The sequence below is a fragment of the Sphingobacteriaceae bacterium genome (assembly GCA_016715905.1).
Classification (GTDB): Bacteria; Bacteroidota; Bacteroidia; order B-17B0; family Aurantibacillaceae; genus Aurantibacillus.
In genome coordinates, this window is record JADJXI010000002.1 from 1 (window position 1) to 21063 (window position 21063).

The 21063-nt window shown below is 32.3% G+C and carries 17 protein-coding genes and 2 pseudogenes; 3 read left to right on the forward strand and 16 right to left on the reverse strand.

From position 1 onward, the window contains the following. The 6 genes from IPM51_00225 to IPM51_00250 form a co-directional block, all read right to left on the reverse strand. The coding region (locus tag IPM51_00225) for a hypothetical protein (protein ID MBK9282733.1) at positions 1–2794 on the reverse strand (2794 nt) is incomplete at its 3' end. A 120-nt stretch (positions 2795–2914) separates the two neighbouring features. Further along, positions 2915–3493, reverse strand: coding sequence for a hypothetical protein (locus IPM51_00230; GenBank protein ID MBK9282734.1), 579 nt, complete (start codon positions 3491–3493; stop codon positions 2915–2917). A gap of 53 nt (positions 3494–3546) precedes the next feature. Next, positions 3547–4386, reverse strand: coding sequence for a hypothetical protein (locus IPM51_00235; GenBank protein MBK9282735.1), 840 nt, complete (start codon positions 4384–4386; stop codon positions 3547–3549). Between the two features lie 204 nt (positions 4387–4590). After that, positions 4591–5166 carry a sugar transferase gene (locus IPM51_00240; GenBank protein ID MBK9282736.1) on the reverse strand — a complete coding sequence of 192 codons (576 nt, stop codon included), beginning with the start codon at positions 5164–5166 and terminating at the stop codon, positions 4591–4593. Positions 5167–5387: 221 nt separating this feature from the next. Then, complete coding sequence (locus IPM51_00245; protein MBK9282737.1) at positions 5388–6083, reverse strand: class I SAM-dependent methyltransferase; 696 nt, start codon at positions 6081–6083, stop codon at positions 5388–5390. 6 nt (positions 6084–6089) lie between these two features. Further along, positions 6090–7100 carry a glycosyltransferase family 2 protein gene (locus IPM51_00250; GenBank protein ID MBK9282738.1) on the reverse strand — a complete coding sequence of 337 codons (1011 nt, stop codon included), beginning with the start codon at positions 7098–7100 and terminating at the stop codon, positions 6090–6092. A 160-nt stretch (positions 7101–7260) separates the two neighbouring features. Between IPM51_00250 and IPM51_00255 the strand changes: the two genes are divergently transcribed. From IPM51_00255 to IPM51_00265, 3 genes are all read left to right on the forward strand, one after another. Next, positions 7261–8289, forward strand: a complete 1029-nt coding sequence (locus tag IPM51_00255) for a glycosyltransferase family 9 protein (GenBank protein ID MBK9282739.1) — start codon at positions 7261–7263, stop codon at positions 8287–8289. 28 nt (positions 8290–8317) lie between these two features. Continuing rightward, the gene (locus IPM51_00260) at positions 8318–9442 is read left to right on the forward strand and encodes a glycosyltransferase family 4 protein (GenBank protein ID MBK9282740.1); all 1125 of its coding nucleotides are present in this window, start codon (positions 8318–8320) and stop codon (positions 9440–9442) included. A 272-nt stretch (positions 9443–9714) separates the two neighbouring features. Then, positions 9715–10572: a class I SAM-dependent methyltransferase gene (locus IPM51_00265; GenBank protein MBK9282741.1), complete on the forward strand. Its 858-nt coding sequence runs from the start codon at positions 9715–9717 to the stop codon at positions 10570–10572. Positions 10573–10579: 7 nt separating this feature from the next. Here IPM51_00265 and IPM51_00270 read toward each other — a convergent pair whose 3' ends face one another. The 10 genes and pseudogenes from IPM51_00270 to IPM51_00315 form a co-directional block, all read right to left on the reverse strand. Continuing rightward, positions 10580–11446 (reverse strand): O-antigen ligase family protein, encoded by an 867-nt coding sequence (locus tag IPM51_00270; GenBank protein MBK9282742.1) that lies wholly within the window; start codon positions 11444–11446, stop codon positions 10580–10582. 836 nt (positions 11447–12282) lie between these two features. Then, positions 12283–13821: a polysaccharide biosynthesis C-terminal domain-containing protein gene (locus IPM51_00275; GenBank protein ID MBK9282743.1), complete on the reverse strand. Its 1539-nt coding sequence runs from the start codon at positions 13819–13821 to the stop codon at positions 12283–12285. Between the two features lie 23 nt (positions 13822–13844). Then, positions 13845–14525, reverse strand: coding sequence for a class I SAM-dependent methyltransferase (locus IPM51_00280; protein MBK9282744.1), 681 nt, complete (start codon positions 14523–14525; stop codon positions 13845–13847). 207 nt (positions 14526–14732) lie between these two features. Next, positions 14733–15662 (reverse strand): annotated as a pseudogene (locus IPM51_00285) (SDR family oxidoreductase). After that, positions 15655–16635 (reverse strand): hypothetical protein, encoded by a 981-nt coding sequence (locus IPM51_00290; protein ID MBK9282745.1) that lies wholly within the window; start codon positions 16633–16635, stop codon positions 15655–15657. The pseudogene IPM51_00285 and the gene IPM51_00290 overlap by 8 nt, the downstream one beginning before the upstream one ends. A gap of 182 nt (positions 16636–16817) precedes the next feature. Continuing rightward, positions 16818–17534, reverse strand: coding sequence for an SLBB domain-containing protein (locus IPM51_00295; protein MBK9282746.1), 717 nt, complete (start codon positions 17532–17534; stop codon positions 16818–16820). Positions 17535–17635: 101 nt separating this feature from the next. Then, positions 17636–17920, reverse strand: a complete 285-nt coding sequence (locus tag IPM51_00300) for an SLBB domain-containing protein (GenBank protein MBK9282747.1) — start codon at positions 17918–17920, stop codon at positions 17636–17638. Beyond that, complete coding sequence (locus tag IPM51_00305) at positions 17917–18393, reverse strand: polysaccharide biosynthesis/export family protein (protein ID MBK9282748.1); 477 nt, start codon at positions 18391–18393, stop codon at positions 17917–17919. Before IPM51_00305 ends, IPM51_00300 begins: the two co-directional genes overlap by 4 nt. Positions 18394–18494: 101 nt before the next feature. Then, positions 18495–18974, reverse strand: coding sequence for a hypothetical protein (locus IPM51_00310; GenBank protein ID MBK9282749.1), 480 nt, complete (start codon positions 18972–18974; stop codon positions 18495–18497). Between the two features lie 178 nt (positions 18975–19152). Continuing rightward, a pseudogene (locus tag IPM51_00315) lies at positions 19153–19633 on the reverse strand (hypothetical protein). Positions 19634–21063: the final 1430 nt, after the last annotated feature.

Genomic DNA, 21063 nt, shown 5'->3' on the forward strand with positions numbered 1-21063 from the left:
AAACATAGTTTCGCCGATTAAAAATCTCTCTGAACATTTCTTTGTTGATATATACTCCTGCTTGCCACCATGTTAACCCTGAACTTCCAAAAAAACCCACACTTCCTTTTCCCGGAACCTTGTTAAACTTCTCCCCGAAAATATCTTGATTATCGAAATGAGCTGTATAACAGGTTACGCTTATTATCATCGGAAGTCTATCACCATTCTCTAACTGATAAATATCATCATTTGTGAATACCAAGTCCCATTGACCACCGCCGCCATGGCCATAATAATTAGCTAAAACTGCTCCTCTATTAAATTCCGCGCGGATTTTGGGACCTTCACCTTGAAATGGAAAATGGCTCGGTTTATTTGGATAACGAAAAACTTTGGAAGATGTAAAACCGTTCCCAAGCAGGAATTCATTGTCGAGATACAGACTTTCATCATTAAAACCGAGCTGAGATTCATCTAGCGAATTGAGACCAGATGCGATGAGTAAAACATTTTCCTTCCAAGCTTTAGAATTATCTGCAGGATAATTTATAATCTTATCCACTAAAATATTACCTTCTTCTACGGTTTCGCATGATATTCTTCCGATTGCTAAATCCGGTATGATATCGTTTCCAGATACGCATACTATTTCATTGTCACTTGGCGCTTGGCCAAATTCTAGGGTTTGATATGGGATTGAGGGAATAAAGTTAGGGCGACTGCCATAATAAACTGACCTATAATCATAACTCATATCTCCAAGTAAAGCAATATATGTTGGTGCAGGAGTCTGCCATTGTTCAAATGCATATTTTACAAAGTATTTAAGGGACAAAGGATCTAACATCCCAAATGAAAATTCGTCATAGATATCAAGAATATTAACAATTTTCACACGCGGTGATTCAAATCCCGGCAAATTGTTACTTCTATATTCCGCTAATCGTTCCGCAACACTCTTAAAATTCGGATGTGCTATAATTATATAATCGGCACCATTAGCTGCATTTCTTAAATCAGAGGATTGATCGCTTACAATAGAATCAGGTGTTAAAAATGCTTCATCAGCATAGCAGAAATATTCAGTGCTTTTAGCTATTGAATCAGCAAAATGGACCGAAAAATCTGCATCGTTTGCTAAACGCGGATTAGGTATTAGTTCTCCGCGAGAAGGGATGTATATTTTCATATTATTGCTATACCATCCATAAAGATAGAACGTGTTTTTGCCAATTCTATTAGGAGGTGAGGTAATAATCAAATTGTTGCCTCTCGCTACATTCCAACGCCAATAATCAAGTTCGAACCAATTTATCCGGACAATGTCATCACCGGAAATTGAACAGACTTTTCCATCGAGTCCAACCTCGAATTTATTCTGATTTGAATAAAGTGGTATAACGGAACCCGAAAAACCAACATTAAATGTTGTTTCAAGAGTAACTGAGTTCTGTCCATTCCACTTAATCTCCCCCACCGGATTTGTATTAAATTTTACAAAAGCACTATGTCCGTTACCATTAGGACAAAAAATATTAGTAATACCTTGCAAATTAACTCTAACTGTAACCTCAGGCTTATTGTCATTAATATTATATGCAATACTATCTGTAATCCAATATGTAAAGATATCATACTCTTGTCCGTTTCGCGCCTCCGCGGTTCCCCACAACCAAAAATCTCTTTTATCATCCTGGGCATAACCTAATCTTTCATATATCAAATCTTTTTCATAGTGAAGTGTTTTTCGGGAATCTTTAATGGTATTATCAAAATTTGTTGGGAATCCATCTATGTATTTATAATTATAAACTGAATCTGCTTGATAAGAAAACCAGTACACATTTTCATTATTGTATATATTCTTATAAGTGTAAGGTGTCGTAGGTTTAGGAACGTCGCCAACAAATTTAAAGTAATCTCCAGAATTGAATACTCCGTCGGTATTTTCATCAACAATGTCTATGGGAATATTATGCCCGTTATTAATAATTTCTAGTTTTGCTTCACCTATACCATCATTTTCAGGCACACCCGCTAATACAAGTTGATCATACGTAATTTTATAAAGTCCTTTTTCCTTGAGATAGATTTTAAAGTAATTCTTTTGAGGTTTATACCATATGCTGTCTGCTGACGTCTTACCTAAATAATCTCTTATCTTGCCTGTGAACTTTTTTGCCTCCTTAGAATTAATAATTGAAGATTCAACAAAATCATTAGTTAAATCATCATTTACATTTTCTAAAGCCACCCCAATTGCAGATGAAGTATTAAAATCAACTTGCACAATAATTTTTTTGTTGAAAATAAGGTCGCGCGAAACAGGATTAAATTGATATGGATAAACACTGAAACTTGCAGCATGGGCAAATCTCATCGTAAATTCAGAAGTTACTTCCGCCGGTATTTCAGGATAAAATGAATTTTTCCTATAAATATTTTCATCATACTTTAACGAATTTATATTTTGGTTCAATGAATCAGGATAAGATATTATAAAATGCTGCGAATAGTTTTCTTGCTCAGTGCTTAATATTTTTATTGATGGTTTAGAATTAAATGGTATTCCAACATTTAAATGAACAGTTGGCAGCCATGGTTCACCGGGTTTCCTGATACTGTAATCTTCACCGGAAATAAATGTGACTTCCTTACCATTTACGACTGTATCGAGCAGATTATACTTATTCGAGAAATCAAAACCCACCTTTACATATGAAAAGGTGGATTCTATAATTGTATAATTTTGTGATTGAATTAATGCGGGAAATAAAGTGATTAATAAAATCTGAAATAGTCTATGTTTCATTAAATTCCGATTATTTTACACAAAACTTAGATTTTTAATGTTTTTAGAACAAGGGTAAAAAAAAGTCAATAAACTTAGATATTTTTTTGGTAAGTAATTGGTAAGCTTGAATTATTCCAACTAATCCAAAGATAAATTTAAAGCGGTGGAATAAGCATTGTAACTTTTTTGTGAATCGTATGAATTATGGCGATGCTCAAAATTAAATAGGAAAAATATACCGTTAAAAATTTGCCAATTCATGTTAAGACGAAAACGGTTTTCAGTTTCTCTTATTCCATCAAGCAGATAGGCAAAGTTCGGATCATTCAGTCTATAATATTCAAAAACACTTCCGCCAAAATTTTTAATTAGATTTCCGGATGCATCATACTCATTATTTCCATGTTGCAGGTAGTCATAAAAAAGTTTGAGATTAATTGTCGCTGAAACATCATAGTCAATGCTAAGTGAAAAAAGAACCGAGTTGGGATCTAATTCAGGACCTAATAAGTAAGTATTATTGGTATAAGTGAGTGATTCACCGTAACCATCATGTGAAAAAATATAAGGCCTTAATTGCATGTATTCAAAATTTAGTGTCATGTTTTCAAAAATCAGCGGAGAGGCCAATGATATACCACTTTGCCATGCGAATCTATTATTATGAAGCGCCCATTCGCCTTTAAAGAGCGGACTGAAATTAATATCGTCAAACACTGCTGTGGCATTTATTTCCAGTCCTTTAACTAACCTAAACTTTCCATCAAAAGTTAAAAAGAATTATCCAAATCGTTTAATGAGCGCTGAGCTGACTCCCAAAATAAGAATGGATTTAAATACGCTGCCTCAAAAGGTCTGTTAGAATAAATTATCATCTGAGAAATACCTAAGGAAATATCGTTGTTGGGACTAAATCCTAACCTTGATATAGCAATATATTTTGATCTCTTCTCTTTACTGATATCGTTGTTAACCTGCATTAGCTCTGGTTTCATAACTAACCATCCATGAAGAAAATCATATCTCAAACTTTTATAAGCAAAATTGAATTTAATAAAGTCAAATGCTTGAGCATTATTCGAGAGTATTAATTTATTAATTCGTCCATTTCCCCATAATATCCTTTCTCTGCCTAGTTGAAAATTTAATGGACCCTTTTCGAGTCTTAAATAACCTTGAGTGTTATCAAAAAAATTTATTTTAGTATCGTTAAAAGTAAATGATTGTTCAACCCTTCTATCAAGAAAGGCTGTTGCTCGATCACCGTGAATTGAACCATTCGAAGCTTCAATATAATATCCGAACCAATCGTCGTAGGACCCTCGTATTCGTCCGCCAAAATTTAAAAGTGAACTGCTTCTTTTGTTTTTATCAGAATAAATAAACTTGTACTCAAACAAAGGATCAACAAAGAATTTTAACATTGGGTCGCTATAAGAATACAAATGTTTTTCATTTTCTTGAGTTATGTTTTGCAGAAACTTATCAGGGAAAGAATCAAAAAAATTGACAACTTGATTTGAATCGATAAAACCCAATTGTATGAATATTCTATCCATTTTTTCTTGTTCAACCGTGCTTAGAAATTGCCTCTTTTGGGATACCTTCATCAGAGCAGATTTAACTTGATTTCTCGATAACGGCAATACTACGTCATCATAGTCATCTAATATGCCTTTAACGTACATCCTATCCAGAAAGTTATAAACTTCATGTGAGGAGGGAACGTTTTCGACTTGTGAGAGAAGATGAGATGTGTTTAAGGTTAAAAAAGTGAGAATTATTATTAACCGACAAAACTTCATTTTGGAGGATTAAAGATTTCCGTGATTTGTAGCAATCGCCTCAAACGTTTTGAGAAGTACTATAAAATCAGTAAAAACATTAGCTTGAGTATAGTAATCAACCTCCATTTTTACACGCTGTTCTGGCGTTAACCGCTGCCTGCCATTTATTTGGGAATATCCGGTAATCCCTGGTATGAATTCAAAAATCTTTCTTTGTTCTTCAGTGTATTTTGAAGTGATTGAAGTAATTTCAGGGCGGGGACCCACAATACTCATCTCACCTTTAAGTACATTTATAACTTGAGGGATTTCGTCGATACTAGTTCTTCGAAGGATTTTGCCAACCTTTGTGATTCTAGGATCGTTAACTTGCGTTAATTCCGGTCCAAGTTCTAGGGCATTCTTTACCATCCCTCTGAATTTGTACATGAGGAATTTTTGACCATTATAGCCGGTGCGTTCATGTTTAAATAATACAGGTCCTCTGGATTCTAATTTAATAGCAATTGCGGCAAGAATTAATACCGGCGAAGTTATAACAATTGTTAATATAGAAATTAATATATCTGTGAATCTCTTTATAAAACTTCCCTTCTTACCCATAGTTAATATTAACTGATTGTATAAAATTATTTTTTGAAAAGTATGTTCTTTTATAATATAATTAAACGGTTGCTGCCTTATATCACACAATAAACAAAAATATTTTATATAACAAAATAACTACTCTTAAACTGAATTCAAAAATGAATCTATAGTACAGTTAGGTTCTGTGCGAATGTTGACTAAAAAATTATAAAAATTTTAATAATATTTCCCATTAATCAGCTTGGTTTTTTAACAAAGCATAATATATGAGTTCGTAAAAAATAAAGTGAACTAAAAACAGAATATAGAATCGGGTGAACTTTGGTTAGTATACGACTAATTGGTGGTGCTAAAGTCAGCCTATAAAAATTAACATTTTGAACAGGAAAGAGATCATTGATTTCGCTCAAAGAAACTCCCTTGACATCTTTATTTCGCGGATTGTTATAAATAAAGTCGTACCATAAAATACCACCGCCTGGCTTCGTCCAATTCCACATTTTTAGTGCAAGCTTTTTTTTAAAGTCTCTATCGAGTATTGAAGAAAATACCATTGATTGGAAAACAATATCAAAAACCTCGTCATCAAAGTTTTGATTTAGGATATTGCCCTCAAAAAAGGACACTTGATTTGGTAGCCTTTTTTTTGCTTCCATCAATCGTTCCGCAAGAATATCATTAGCAAAAAGATTTGAGGATTGGAAACCAAGCCTAATCAGCTGGAGGAGGTTAATTCCCGTTCCGCATCCAATTTCCAATAAACGCTTATTACCCAATGGTTCTAATTTTTCACGTTTAATCATCTTTATTAAAGCACGCTCTTTTTCTTGTTCACTCATATACGTGGAGGCGTTTAATGGACTATACCTGCCTTCCGGTATTAGCTTTCTGCGTTCGTAGCGGCGAATTATTTCTTCAGATTCTGACACGATATTTCACTATTTAAATAGTTTATCTATAATTATAAATTTGATTATGCCTATAAAAAATCCAGCAGCATATGAAAGGTGCAAAACTATAACAGCTACCGGAAACCAAACAGCAGCGTTTAATTGATTATTGATAAATATTGGAATACTACACACAATAATTGCTGCTAGGTAAAGCGCGGGAAGTAACATACCAAGAATTAAATCATTCAAAACAAGACCGAGAATAACCAAAATAATAACGGTCAAATAAAATAATATTGGGATCTGTTGTCGGTATGAAATGGGAATTTTGTGTTTCATCAGAACAGCTACTCTCCAAAAACCATAATTATAATACTGCTTAAATAAGGCCAATGGAGATTCTCGAACAAAATAGCTGCTCTTAGCTTTGGGCGAAATGAAAACTTTGCCTCCGCTCTTTGTGATTCGAAAACAAAATTCATCGTCCTGATTGCGGATTAAAGATTCATCATATAAACCATATTTATCAAAAACATCCCTTCTAAAAACAGGGAAACAAGCCATCTCGGCATATCCTTCGTAGTCAGGAAATCTGTGCTTTGCATTTCCAACACCAATAATACTTGACATTGCGAGTGCAGCAGCTTTTGCAAAAGGAGTTCGTCCTTTACTAATGATTGGCCCGCCAACGCATGAAACCTCAGGATGTTGCTTCGCCAATTCTAAACATGTTGCAAGATAATCTGATGAATAATCAGCATGGGCGCCGAGGATTGCGATAAATTTTCCTTTAGCATTCTTAATGCCACTATTCAATGCATGCGGAGTTAAAAATTGGGGATTATCGACAAGTATCACTTGCGGATTATCCATCGAAATATTGTGAACAATATTTCTCGTGTTATCCGTGCTCATGCCATCGACAACTAATATTTCTATTTTATCTTTAACATTTTCTTGATTAAGCAGAGATATCAAACATTCACCAATGTATTTTTCTTCGTTCCTACATGGAATAATGACTGAAATAATGGGTTCTGACACAATCTTTTTCAATTTATTTATTATAAATTTATCATTAAGAATTTTATAAAAAAAGGACTGAATATTAATTAATGATCATTACTATATAATGCAGTTAAATCCTTACATTAAAAGTAAAGTATTCCAAGGGAGAAACAGGTTTTTAGTTTTTCTTTTCAATTTGACAATCAGATTGATTGCCAAGATAAATAATATTTATAGGATTATCCCTTACAGGAATTCTAAGAAAGTTGTACTAATCTCCCTTCATAAAATTGGTGATACCGTTTTCTCTTTTCCAACTATTCGTTTTTTTTATGAGAAATATGCTGAAGACTTGACAATTATGTGTTTAGAATCGACAAAGCCATTATATGATTTACTTAATATTAAATTAAATATCACTCCTATGGATTATAATGATTTCTATTTTGGCGGGAGGATCGCAGGCTTTAAATTAAGAAAACTTCTTAGAACATTAAGACCAAGGATTATTATAGATATCACTGGAGAGATAAATTCCGTTTCACTTTTTTATCTAAATAGTAGAGCAGAAATGATATATGGTCGATGTTCAATGTATCTTAAACCATTTTACGACAAATACGTTTTTAAGGAGGAACGACCAACATTGCTCGACAGAATTTTCGATGTAGTAAGGTTTTTCAACTCTGAGGCGAAAATAGGTGACTATCAAATTAAGCAACAAATTAAGCATTCAGTAAACAAAATTTGCATTCATCCATTTGCCGGTTGGGAAGCTAAGGAATGGAATTTGAATAAATTTATTAAAGTAGCAGAACATTTATCAAAAATCTACACTTGTAAATTTATCTCAGAACCAAACCGCATCCCAATTGATGTCATATATCAAATTAAAGAAATTCATGCCGAATTAACTATTACTCATTCTCTTGATGAGTTAATAGCTCAAATAAGAGATTGTGATTTATTTATCGGAAATGATAGCGGACCCGTAAATATTGCCTCATATCTGGGTAAAAAGACTTTTATAATATTTGGTCCTGTTAATCCACTTTATTGTTTAGACGGAGATACGAATGTACAATTTATCGTAAAAAAGCTAAGGTGTTCACCTATTGGAGCAGAACATTACTGTTTCACTAACGCCGGAAGAGAAGGCTGCCCCACATTTGAATGCATGAATCAATTAAGTGTGCAGGATGTGCTTAAGGCCATCACTTCATTAATTAATAAATAATTCCATTATATAACTTTAAATAACTTAAATGAATTTACTAGTAATAGTTCAGGACTATCCGGACGAATCCGATAATCAACGATTCGGATACGTTCATACACGTAACAAATATTATGTTGAAATAGGCATAGACGTTCTTGTATTAGCGTTTGATGCGAAAAAAGAATACGTCTTTGAAAATATCACTATTACAAATTTAAGATTCTTTAAAAGAAATTATGATATAGGAATGTTTGACGCAATCGTATCTCACGCGCCAAATTTACGCAACCATTTAAGATTTTTATATTTTTATACAAAATCAAAAAAAATTTTCTTCTTTGTTCACGGACATGAAGTATTAAAACAATCTAACTATTACCCTGAACCATTTCCATTCATCAGAAGCAAACTATTCTATTTAGCAAGAATTTTTAGGGACATTTATGACGCTATTAAGCTTGCTGCCTTCAAAAAATATTTTACTAAAAACCTAAAAAGTGAACGCGTTAAATTGATTTTTGTGAGCGAATGGATGAAAAGTGAATTTAAAAGTAATATAAAAATTGATGATAATCTTCTAGAAAATAATTCCCTTATTATTCATAACGCTGCCGCAAAGGAATTTCTTAATCAAGACTATAATTACGCAGCGGAAGAAAAATTTAAAATAATAACTATAAGACAATTTGATAACCCCAAATATGCAATAGATCTAGTTTTGAAGGCCGCCAATGAAAATCCTCAATTCGAATTTCATGTATTCGGGAAAGGTATCTTTTTTAAATATTACTCAATACCGGACAATTTGAAAATTTTCAATTCGTATTTTATCCATCAAGAAATTCCAGGATTATTAAATCAGTATACTGCAGCATTTATGCCAACTCGGTTGGATTCACAGGGAGTAATGATGTGTGAAATGGCAACATTTGGTATTCCTTTGATTACTTCTGATATTCCAATTTGCCGCGAAATGCTAAAAGAATTTTCAAATGTTTTTTTTATTAAAAATGATACTGATCATATATTTTTTGACGATATTCTAGAGAAAATTAATCCCAATTCTCGAATAAATAAAGATAAATTCTCATTCGAAAATACAATTTTGAAGGAGGTTAAATTTTTCCATAAGGTGCTCTTTAACACTGATTCCATTGTTAATAAAAAATAAATGCTATTAAACTTTTCATGATAATTATATTTTATACTAGCAAGTACCAGTGATTCATCTGGAATGCTAGGATTTGATCATCAGAAGATAAATTTTGTAACTTGATTATTTAATCCAACATCTTGTTGAGATATGAGTAAACTTAATCGTGGAAAATTTTTTATTTAAACATATAGCATTCGTCTCAAGGTTCAACTTTTCTTTTAACGCACAATTCAGTACGAAAGGTTAAAATAATGAATTGTCCATTGTGTAATAGTGAGAATTCAATTGTGATTGGGAAACCATTATTCGATCCAAATGTTGTTCATTTAATAAGACAGGATTATAAAGTTGTAAAGTGTAAATCATGTCAATTCTACTATGTTCACCCAAAAATCGATTTGTCCCTTAACGAGTGGTCAGAACTTTATGGTAATGAATATTTTCTGGAATTAAATGAATGGTATAAAGAAGAAAGATTGAAAGATATTAAATCACGGCTTAGTAGGATGATCTCATATAAACATACGCATGATAAGGCAAATTTTTTAGATTTGGGGTGTGGTGAGGGCCTGGCATTAATCGAATCACTAAAAAAAAAGTGGAACGCGTTTGGTTGTGATATTTCAGACAATAGGACTCAGGATGCAAAGCAAAATGATATATTTTTTGAATTAAGTGATTTAATAAGTGCCCACTATCCAAATGATTTCTTTGATTTTATTCACATGGATTCAGTTCTAGAACACTTAATCAACCCCGTTGACTATCTCAAAGAATTAAATAGAATCATGAAAAAAGGTGGAATAATTTATATCGGTGTACCCAATGAAAATAGTCTTTTTGATAATTTTAGACAATTAGCCTTTAAATTTATTGGGAAAGCTAAATTTTCGGCAAAACTAAGACCATTCGAGACACCTTTTCATATAGGTGGTTTCACAGAAAAATCATTAAGGATAATTGCAAGTATAGCAGACTTTGAAGTAGTCGAGATCAAAAATTTTGCAACACATTTTGAATTTAGGAAATATCCTTCTAACAGTAAATCATTCTGGGTTCATTTTTTAACTCTGCCCATAGATATTTTTTCTATCCCGCTAAAAATGGAAAAATATTACAGTGCATATTTCAGAAAGATTAAGTGATTTGTTCTTACTCTTGAATTGAGTAAGAATATTTTTTATTAATATGGAGGATTATTATAAATAGTATCCAAAATGGTAAGTCTCTAGTAATAAATCCATAAGTAATTATTCCGGTTACTTCAAAAAAAGATCTGATCAAGATTCCAATCCCAATTCCAAGTGAAGAAACAACAATTAAATATTCATCTAGTTTTTTGTGCTTAACTATGGATAGGGTTTTGATGGCGAAATAAAAAAATAAAATGAAAAAACAAATCGCGCTCAAAAAACCCATTACTCCATTTTCTGCTGCAAAGAGTAAAAAGAAATTATGCGGATGCGGCCTGCCAACCGACCATACACTAGATTCATATAGTTGATTTGCTAATGAAGGCATATGAGTGAAGAAATACCTATCAAAAAGCTCAGGACCTACACCAAAATAGGGGTGGTCAGAAATTATTTCTAAGCCAGCATTCCAAAAATATTCTCTATTTCCTGCTCTTTCTAATCTCAAAAACAAGGATAAATAATCTTGAATTTCACTAACAAAAAACAATATGACCAAGCTTAAAGCCAAAATGCTTATGAATCTGACAAATACTTTTCTATTAATGAAAGCGATTGTTACTGCAGAGGCAACTAATGTGCCGATCATGCTTGAACGTGAATTTGAAATCAACAAGAGAATTACTGAAATAACTAAAAGAAGAAGTAAGCCAATCTTTGCAGGATGTGTCTCTTTATACTTTCCAAACAATAAAGCGATATTGATTGGTATTGTTATTAACAATAGCAATCCCACGTAGTTTGGGTTTTCATAAATACCACCATATCTGACAATCGTACCCTCAATTAAAAAGAGCACAAAGCCAGTATTATATACATCAATCAAAACTGAAAATCCTATGAATAAGACACTAACAAATAATGCAATTAAATATTTATGTATAGTATTTGTATGTTGTATTAGTGCATAATAAAAATAGCAAACGATAAAAAATACAATTAACCTTAATGTTGATTGGTATGTAGATAAAAGATCGATTGAAAGTGTTGATGATACAAATAGAACGAAGGTTAAAAAAAGTATAAAATAAACAACTTGAAAAGGTACTTTGGGATATGTATGAAATTTCAATCCGTAACTTTTAAGAAACAAAATGATTAGGATTAATATACATATTGCGTTAACGATTGAACGATACTTTTCAAGTTCTTGTCCAGTAAAAATTAAGAATAAAATAATTGTTGCTGGTAAAATGAAATCGATTTTAAACAGGTAAATCAGGATTAATAATAATACCACTAATATCAAAATAATCATATAAGGAGAGGCAAAAGCACATAATATTGAGAGTATTATTAACCATGATGCGTAAGATCTAAAATTATTGAAAAATTTTGAAAACATCTCAGTAATGTTCATTCATAATTTGATAATAAAAGGTTTTTTTTGTAAATCAAGATAGTTGCAATAAATTAAATGCAATTAATTTTACAACATCTTTTTACAAAAGAATATGTTTATAAATCCATACATGTGACTTATCATTATTTTTAGCCAAATTGATAATCCCCATGATCATCGTGCTTCGCTATTATCGAATTTGATCTTTTACTTAATCAATTTTTCGTCTATATAATTTTAATCTTACTGATTAATGAGCGAAACGCTGTGAAATTATACTTTTTAAATCAACATTCTAATTTATTTAAGAAAATTATATGTTATGATTTTTTATAAGAAATCCATGCCTCTTTTAGGAGAAATATTGAGTGATCTCTAAGACAATAAGCATTAAATAGATAAATGGCTACAAACAAAAAAATACGAACAATCGTATCCAGAAAATTATCCAATAAAAATGGAGCAACTATTATTAAAGTAATAAAATAGCTGAAAATTGAATTAATAATAGAAACAATAGCGTTTTTCCCGAGGATGACATGGAGAGGAATTTTAAATTTCCTGCTCAAAACAAGCACTGAAATTAGACAAATGAAAGTATATGATAAACTGGAACTTAGAGCAAGTCCGTTATGTTTCATTGAACCAACGAGAATATAATTGAACACTAGTTTTATTATAATTCCGATCAAAGAAATAATTAATAAATGTTCAATTAATCTTGCACCATATAATATTTTATTAAGAATTGCATAAATTGAATAAAATATTACACTCAAAGAGAAATATTGTAAGGCACTAAAGGTCATTTGTGTATCAACAAGTGAAAAGTTTCCTCTCTGAAAGAAAAGCTTAATTAATATATTACCATAAAAAAATAACAGAATAAAAATTGGAGAAAATAAAAATGTGTTAACACTCAATGAATTATTAACTTTAGTCACAAATTCCTCAGAACTTTTGTTTTGCAAATGTTCTGAAAAAGAAGGAAAAATTGCTGTTGATAATGCGACTGATAAAATTGCTATGGGTAAATAATAGACTGTAATGGCATAATTTAATGCAGCTATACCACCTGGCTCAACTTTATCATAGAAATATCTGTCTATTATTAAATAAAATTGTCCAAGAATTTCAATCACGATTATCAGGAGTAAACTCTTACTACTATAAATCTTAAAATGCGAAAAGGAGTCTCTGAAAATTTTGCTTTTATCTAGTGAAAGTGTGTTCTTAATCTTTATAATCAAAAAGATCAATTGAACAAAGCTCCCAATCAGGTATGCAGTTGGAATAATGACTATACCTATTCCATTGCTTAGTAAAGGAACAAAAATGATAACAGAAAAATTAGTGAAAAGTTGTGCAAGTGCAGGAATTGAAAACTTTCTTTGGGCTTGAAGGTGCGCAGACAGTATAGAAATAGCCGCATTTAAAGGTAAAGTAATTATTAAAATTCGAAATATGATCAAGGCAGTTTTTATTTTTGCTGGATTCGCTCCGCTTAAATAGATGGTTAATAAATAATCAGACAGGGCGAATAGAAGAATCCCAAGAACGATGCCTCCTAGAAAAAATGAAATTATTACTCTAATAAATAATTCGGTTTCATTCTTTATGCCTTCATTCTTAATTCGGGCATGAATTGGTATATAATAATTTTGGCCTAAATATAAAAGAACTGTGTTAATGGTCACAGGTATCACGGAAGCAATAAGATATATTTCGAAATCTATTCCTAGCCCAAAATAGGCGGCAAATATTATTTCCCTTAAAAATCCAAATCCTCTTGATAGCAACCCAACACTTGTTATTAGAATTGAGGCACCTGCAATGGTTGAAGTGAATTTCTTATTCATCTAAAGTGATGTCATTAGTATGTTCAGGTACGATTGTTCTGAGCATATACTTCCAGGTATACCTCTTTTTTTATTGGGACAGCCAGAAGGTAAATCGGTAACAATAATAGTGATTGAAAGAATGTTTTAGAAAGTGGCTTAGCTCTTAAAAATTCCAAACGACAAGCAAAGTTCCGAATTTTTCTTATTTCAAGCTGTGCGATCTGAAGTGCAGTTTCTATAGATCTTGTGTTAAAACCAACGACATGATAAGGTGTTTCAAATGGCCTAAGTCTAGGAGATAATTTACTTGATTTTAGTCTATAAAGAGTCTTTTTAAAATCATTTAATAATGAATCCTCATTCGGAATCCCAATGTAAACAACTCCGCCCTTTTTCAGTATCCTTTTTATTTCTAATAAATAATCAAGCGGATTAATAACATGTTCAAGTACAGAATCCATGTAAATAATATCAAAAAAATTATTTTCGAAATGACAATCAATTAAGTTCGAATTAAAAAATTTTATTCTATTGTCTTTAGCTTTTTCAATCCTGTGATCAGTAATATCAAGTCCATATGGGTTCCAATTTCTTTTTAATGCTTCAATTAAACAATTTCCTTCGCCGCATCCGATGTCCAAAAAATTCTTTTCCCCATTCGAAGCCAAATTTTTCAAGATTATCAAACCTACTAATTCTGTCCTTCTCTCTATTTTTTTCATACCATCTGCTCATCTGCTGAAAATATTTCTGATCATATAAAATTTTCCATTCCTCTTTTGAAAAATCAATTTCGGGATGAATATAGTATGTTCCACATTTATTGCATTTTACAACATTGTACTCGTACCTAATAATCTTTTGAGCTTTTAAACTTACTTTAGGGGTACCGACTATAGATTTTTCTAAATACTTACAGATTGGACACATTAAGTATTGTTGAGCTTTGTCTTAATATAGTTAATTGTAATTTTTAATCCATCAGTTCTTAATACCTTCGGGTCCCAACCAAGCACTCTTTTTGCTTTTGAAATATCGGGTTGTCTAACTTTTGGATCATCTTCCGGTAAATCGTGGAATGATAATCTACTTTTTGAACCAGTTAGCTTGATTACTTCTTCAGCGAATTGCATAATTGTTATTTCCTCTGGATTGCCAATATTAACAGGGTATATTTCATTTGACATTAGGAGCTTAAAGATTCCATCAACTAAATCGGAAACAAAACAAAAGCTGCGTGTTTGAGATCCATCACCAAAAACCGAAATATCTTCTCCTCGAAGTGCTTGGCCAACAAATGCTGGAAGTGCTCTTCCATCATCTAGTCTCATTCGTGGACCAAAGGTATTAAAAATTCTAACTATTCGTGTTTCAACCCCATGATAACGATTATACGCCATTGTAATGGCTTCTGCGAACCTCTTTGCCTCGTCATAAACGCCCCTTGGGCCGATCGGATTCACATTACCCCAATAATCTTCACTCTGAGGGTGAATTGCAGGATCCCCATAAACTTCGGAAGTTGACGCAAGAAGAAATCTGGCTTTCTTTTCTTTTGCTAATCCTAATACCTTATGGGTCCCTAGTGATCCGACTTTCAACGTTTGAATTGGGAATTTAAGATAATCGATCGGACTTGCTGGCGATGCAAAATGAAGGATGTAATCAATCCGACCCTGAACATAAATATAATTTGTTACATCATGCTTTAAAAAAAAAGGTTAGATATATTATCGAGGTTGCCTGTTAGCAGATTATCAATGCATACTACTTTAAATCCCTCTTGAAGTAACCGATCACATAAATGTGAACCTAAAAAAACCAGCCCCGCCTGTTACAACAGCAGCATACTTATACATTCGTAACAATCCCTCGTTCTTTCTTTTTGAAATTCTGAATTCTTCTTTCGTTGAAAATGAAAAAAAATGATATTAAAAGAAAAACAAAAATTCCGCCTAAAACTGTTGAAAATACTACTCGCGGGCCAGATGCTTTCAATGGCGGAATTGCTTCATCTAAAACTTCGATTGTGGGAAGATCTCTATTCTCTTGTATTCTCTCTTTGAAATACTGTTGTTGAAGAAGCAAATACACTTCATTCTGAATTTTGACCTCTCTCACTAGTTTAGCTAATTCCCTTCCTACTTCAGGAACATCTTTGAATGCAACAAGATAATCTTCATTTCCCATTTCCATTTTGTTATACTGATTTCGAAGTTCTTGTAGCTTGCTCTTTAGTGTTAATAATGTTTTGCTGTCTTCTCGTAAATTCGGTTGCTGCATTCCAAGCTCTACTTCGGTTTTAACTATATCAGTTTTAAGCTCAGCAGCAGCATCGATTGCAGCTTTTACTTGTTCCGGAAGCGAAACGGTTTTATTCTTCTTTTGGAATAACATTAATGCACTCTCAGCAGAGTCGAGCAAATATTTAGTTTGTTGGAGCTGAGATTCAATGTAAATCCTTGCACGCTTTGCTTTTGATGAAAGTTTCTCCCGATTAATTATATCTAATGCCTCAACATATGAATTCGAAAGAACCGCAGAAAGTTTTTTAATCGAATCACCTTGAGAAGAAAACATAGGAAATAAGGAAGTAGATGTATTGACACTTAATTTTATGATTCCTTCTTTACTTAAATCGATATTTAAATTCTCCGATAACTTCTTTGCGGCAGAAATTTCGTTTTTCGCATCAAAAAATTTAGTTAGGCTATGTTTTCTAACAACAAATAGTGCCGCAGATCTACTTTTAAGCATCTCCATGTAAAGCTGTGAATTGGCATTTGACATTCCGGCGGTAATTAAACTTGAAAGATCTTCTCCCCCAAGCAAACCACTAAGTCCTCCTATTTGATTATTCTTTTCAGGAGGAAGAATGGTAACAGGAGCTTCATATGAATTAGGATAAATAAACAGTAGAATAAAAAAAGAAGAATTGAAGTCAGTATTGTACCTTTAAGAATTGGTACTCGATAAAATATTATAATATTAAGAATTTCATGATAACTCATTTTTTACCTCGTTGCCACAATGACTGCAACAGTTGCAGCAATAACTGCTGCAACTTGACCAAGTACTTGTAAAGATGTTGTAAAAACATCCCAAAACTTAGCACCTGGTGGATCTTCTGGAATCCATATTGTATCCCCAGGTTCAATTGATTCGACATCTTCATCGTCAATCCATTCACCGGTATTTGATTTGATTACCCTAACATCGCTTTCGATGGCTCTCCAACCAAACCCTCCCGCAAGTCTGATGTAATCTTCAACCGAGTAGTTTTCATTATAGACGATATTACCAGGATTAACTACCTGACCCAAGAGTGTAACATAATTTTTTGCTTCGGGAACTGAAATAAAATCTCCGCGTTTTAAAGTTACATCCTCACTAACATTATTATTAAAAAATAATTCTTCAAAATCGACAACAACTCTGCCCTTTCGTTGTCGTGATTTTGCCTTTAAATAATCATACTCGTCATCGGTCATGTCGGCTCGCAGAATAAGTTTCAACCTCTCATATTCGGGGTCTAAATCAACTTCACCTGTTGTTCTCGATAATGAAGCATCTTTAATGGATGCATCTTTCCGAAATCCACCAGCCTCTTTAATTATTTCAGATAATTTTGTCTGATCTTCCTTAATTTTATATACTCCTGGATAATTTACCCAACCTTCGATGCGAATAAAGTTATCAATATAATATTCGGGAATTATACGAACGATCACATTATCCTTAAAATTGAGAAGTATGTTACTTTCAACAATTTTCTCATAGGAATAGTAATAACTTTGCTGATTCTTACCTTCTTTATCATATCTAACAATCTCTATAGAATCAGTTTTAGCATTGAATAATAGTCCCCAGCAAGGTTAATCAAGTCACTTACACTTTCACCTTCAAGATAATCATATGTTGCGGGAAATTTTACAGCTCCGGAAATGGTAACAACTTTATCCGCTTTATCAATGAAAACAACATCACCATCATTTAAAAGCGGGTTTTGTTTTTTATCTCCATATTTTAAAAAACTTAAAAAATCAAAAGTCTTAATGTCACCATTTACTGCTTTTATTTGAATATTTCTAAAACTTGATGTTTTGTTAAAGCTCACAGTATCAAGCAAGAAATCAAAAAGTCTAGTATTGCTTTTAACGACTGCAACCAAGCGGCTTCTCTATATCGCCTACAGCAAAAACTTTTATCTTTTTTTAGTCCTCCGAGAGAAATAAATATTTCAACGTTCTTATAGTACTTTTCTATCGTCGATCTAATCTTTTCCCTCGCGTGATTCAGCGTTAGTCCTCTTAAATTTATTCCCCCAACTTTAGGGATAAATAAATAATTTTCAACATTTACAATTAAATTGAAATTTACTTCCTCAATACCGCTGATTGAAATAAAAATATTTTCGCCAGAACCAACTTTATATTCATCTGGATCAATAGAGGCCTCAGCAACTCCACTCATGTTAATCTTTTTTAAAGCATCTTTTGAATTTTGAAATTCTCTTTCCTTATAATCTGGGTTTGTTTGAGCAATTTGTAAATAAGGTAGAATAAGAAATATTAAAATTACGAACTTCAACATTCGATCATCTTTTTTTAAAATATCTTTTTGTTAGTCATTTGCAAAATAAAAGGATTTGAAATAATTGATGCATAAAATTATCAAATAAACTCGCATCTTCAAATTTTAAGGGTGATTTTTCTAAGTACGAAGGCAGAAACGAAAAAACTAATTATTGGGCCAATTAGTAGAACCATCAATAAATACTCAATTGGAGGATGATATTCATTTAACAAAGGGCTATACTTACCGAGAAAGGAAAGAAAAACTTTTATAACACCAAATGATATAATACCCGCCAAAAAACCGGTCATAATTTCATTTATTAGTAATGGAAATTTTATAGTTGATAATTTTGCTCCTACTAACTTCATAGTTTCAAGTTCCTCGTGTTTAAGTGAAATCACCAATTTGATAGTGCTATACGTGATATAAACTGATATTAAAATTAAAACTGCGGTGATAATAAAAATATATCGTTGAAGATTTTTAAGAGTAGAGATTAACTTTTCTAAAATCTCATGTTCAAATAGGATTTCATCAATTCCAGAAAATGTGCTTATCTGCCTTTTGATTATCTCAATCGAATCTTTATCCACAAACTCACTTTTAAGTTTAATTGATATTGAGGCGGGGATAGGATTATCTAAATGAAACGGCGATAAGCAATATCGAAATGCTTAAGGTAATCAAGGAAAGGATAAATGATGACTTCGCCCGGCCAAAAATCTTGAATGCTTCTCTAAACCAAAAAAGTAACATTAAATTCTTGTATAATTAAAAATTTGATTCATCAATCCACCTTGTTATTGCCCACGTTTGTGAAGCGGGATCTCTCCTTAAAGATAGATTTACTCTGCCATTCACACGAACAATGTCCGTTGGATTAAATGTAATAGTCAGATTAAATGCACGAATGATAATGGCATTTAAAGAATCCTGCGTGCTAAGTACTTCATTATTCCAAATTAAATCTAAGCGTTGAGAATTTTGAAATAATCCATAAGTTGTTTTCATTTCTTCATCTCTTCCCCAAGAAACATCAACACCCTGATCATAGTCTCGAAAGGTAAAAAATAAAATCTTCATTTATAAGCTTACCATAGATGGTGGTATCTTTAAAAACGTATGCATATTGAAAATTTTGAAAAACACCGTCAACATTTTTTAAATCTGATATTGTCGAGCTATTATCTCCGGTAGTGTTATCTAAAGCAGGGGCAAAGGGATTTTTACATCCTGTAAATATTAGAATAATTATCAATCCAAGTTTGTGTGAAGAATTAATAAAATCTTCCTTTCAATTCGCTCCAGCTGGGTGAATTACTGCTTTTGATATCCCGCCAATGGTAGATACTCCATACAAATCTTGAATCGCGAACCAGATCGAAAATTAATTCACCCTGGTAATTTGTGGGAACGCTGGCATCGTTTAATGGAACATTAAGGAGTAAGTGCCAACAAATGTGATGCTATCACCGTGAACACTTGAGGATGTGTTAGATAAAATTAATGTGATGGGCAATTCATTGGGAATCTTAATTTTTAGAGTATTCATGTATTGTGATTCATTCATCTTATTCCAATTATCTCCGAGATCGAGGATACTGGAGATAGTGCTTCACTCGAAGGTGAAATGTAAATAATTTATCGGTAAAGAGGAATCAGATAAACATGATAGATAATTCTCAACATCCTTATCTTTAAGTGAATTTACAAGATTTGAAATTAGTCTTCGGGAGTAAATGCTGTTTGATAATCAGATCTTGCTTTTTGAGGAGGTTCAGCACATCTCTTGTAGTAAAAAAGATCATAGCTTCCTATTAATAGAGCCGTAATTAGTAATATTATTTTCTTCATTTTCTGCAATTATGATAATTCTTGGGAAATAGATTCATGAAAATCATTGCCACAGTAATCACCATATATTTGAATTTTCAATGCGTGATTTGACAAATAAAGTAACAGTTCGTCTTTGGTATATGCTTTACAGATTCATGAAATAATTTTTTTTTTATCCCTTAATGTTTATTGGAGATTTTCTTTATTAGTCGATTTTCTTTAAAGATTCTTTCTTGCTTGATTATACCTCCTTCAATCTTATCATATGATATGGGGATTAAGTAGTTCTTCAAGTAAACGCTATTAAAAAAAATCAATTATAAAATAGCCATTATTGAGCAAGTGATTTGTTGCAATTTTAATGACCCTCATTTTCGTCATCATTTTCAAAATAGCCGAAACTGGTAAAAAGACTCAGTATCAATTGAAATTTATGCGCAAGCTTTAGATTTCTTAGATCACTTTTAATGAAATTAATATTGAGTCCGAGTTCACTTGAATTTTTCTTCCTACATCAAGCAGATTTTCACTTATGTCAACTGCTGTTACATCAAAACCACTTTTTGCGAATAAAATTGGGAGTGCCTTCCTGCTCCACAGGCAAGATCCAAAACCTTAGCATTTTTTTTCGAGAGTAATATTTCTTTTAATAAGATCAAAAAGACTTTTTGCATCCTCATCGTTTCGGTGCCTATACACATTTAAGTATTCTTCTGTATTGAACCAATCTTCAAACCACTCAGCCATTAAAGGGTAATTCTTCCCAAAACAGCACGTCCGATTGTGGCTTGATCTGCAAACTCTAAATCACCGCCTATTGGCAAACCCCCTGGCAAGCCTTGATAC

What these genes read in the sequence shown, in the direction of transcription:
- IPM51_00280 (MBK9282744.1), bottom strand. Translation starts at nt 14,525, where the DNA reads ATGAAAAAAATAGAGAGAAGGACAGAATTAGTAGGTTTGATAATCTTG.
- IPM51_00235 (MBK9282735.1), bottom strand. Translation starts at nt 4,386, where the DNA reads ATGAAGGTATCCCAAAAGAGGCAATTTCTAAGCACGGTTGAACAAGAA.
- IPM51_00240 (MBK9282736.1), bottom strand. Translation starts at nt 5,166, where the DNA reads ATGGGTAAGAAGGGAAGTTTTATAAAGAGATTCACAGATATATTAATT.
- IPM51_00275 (MBK9282743.1), bottom strand. Translation starts at nt 13,821, where the DNA reads ATGAATAAGAAATTCACTTCAACCATTGCAGGTGCCTCAATTCTAATA.
- IPM51_00260 (MBK9282740.1), top strand. Translation starts at nt 8,318, where the DNA reads ATGAATTTACTAGTAATAGTTCAGGACTATCCGGACGAATCCGATAAT.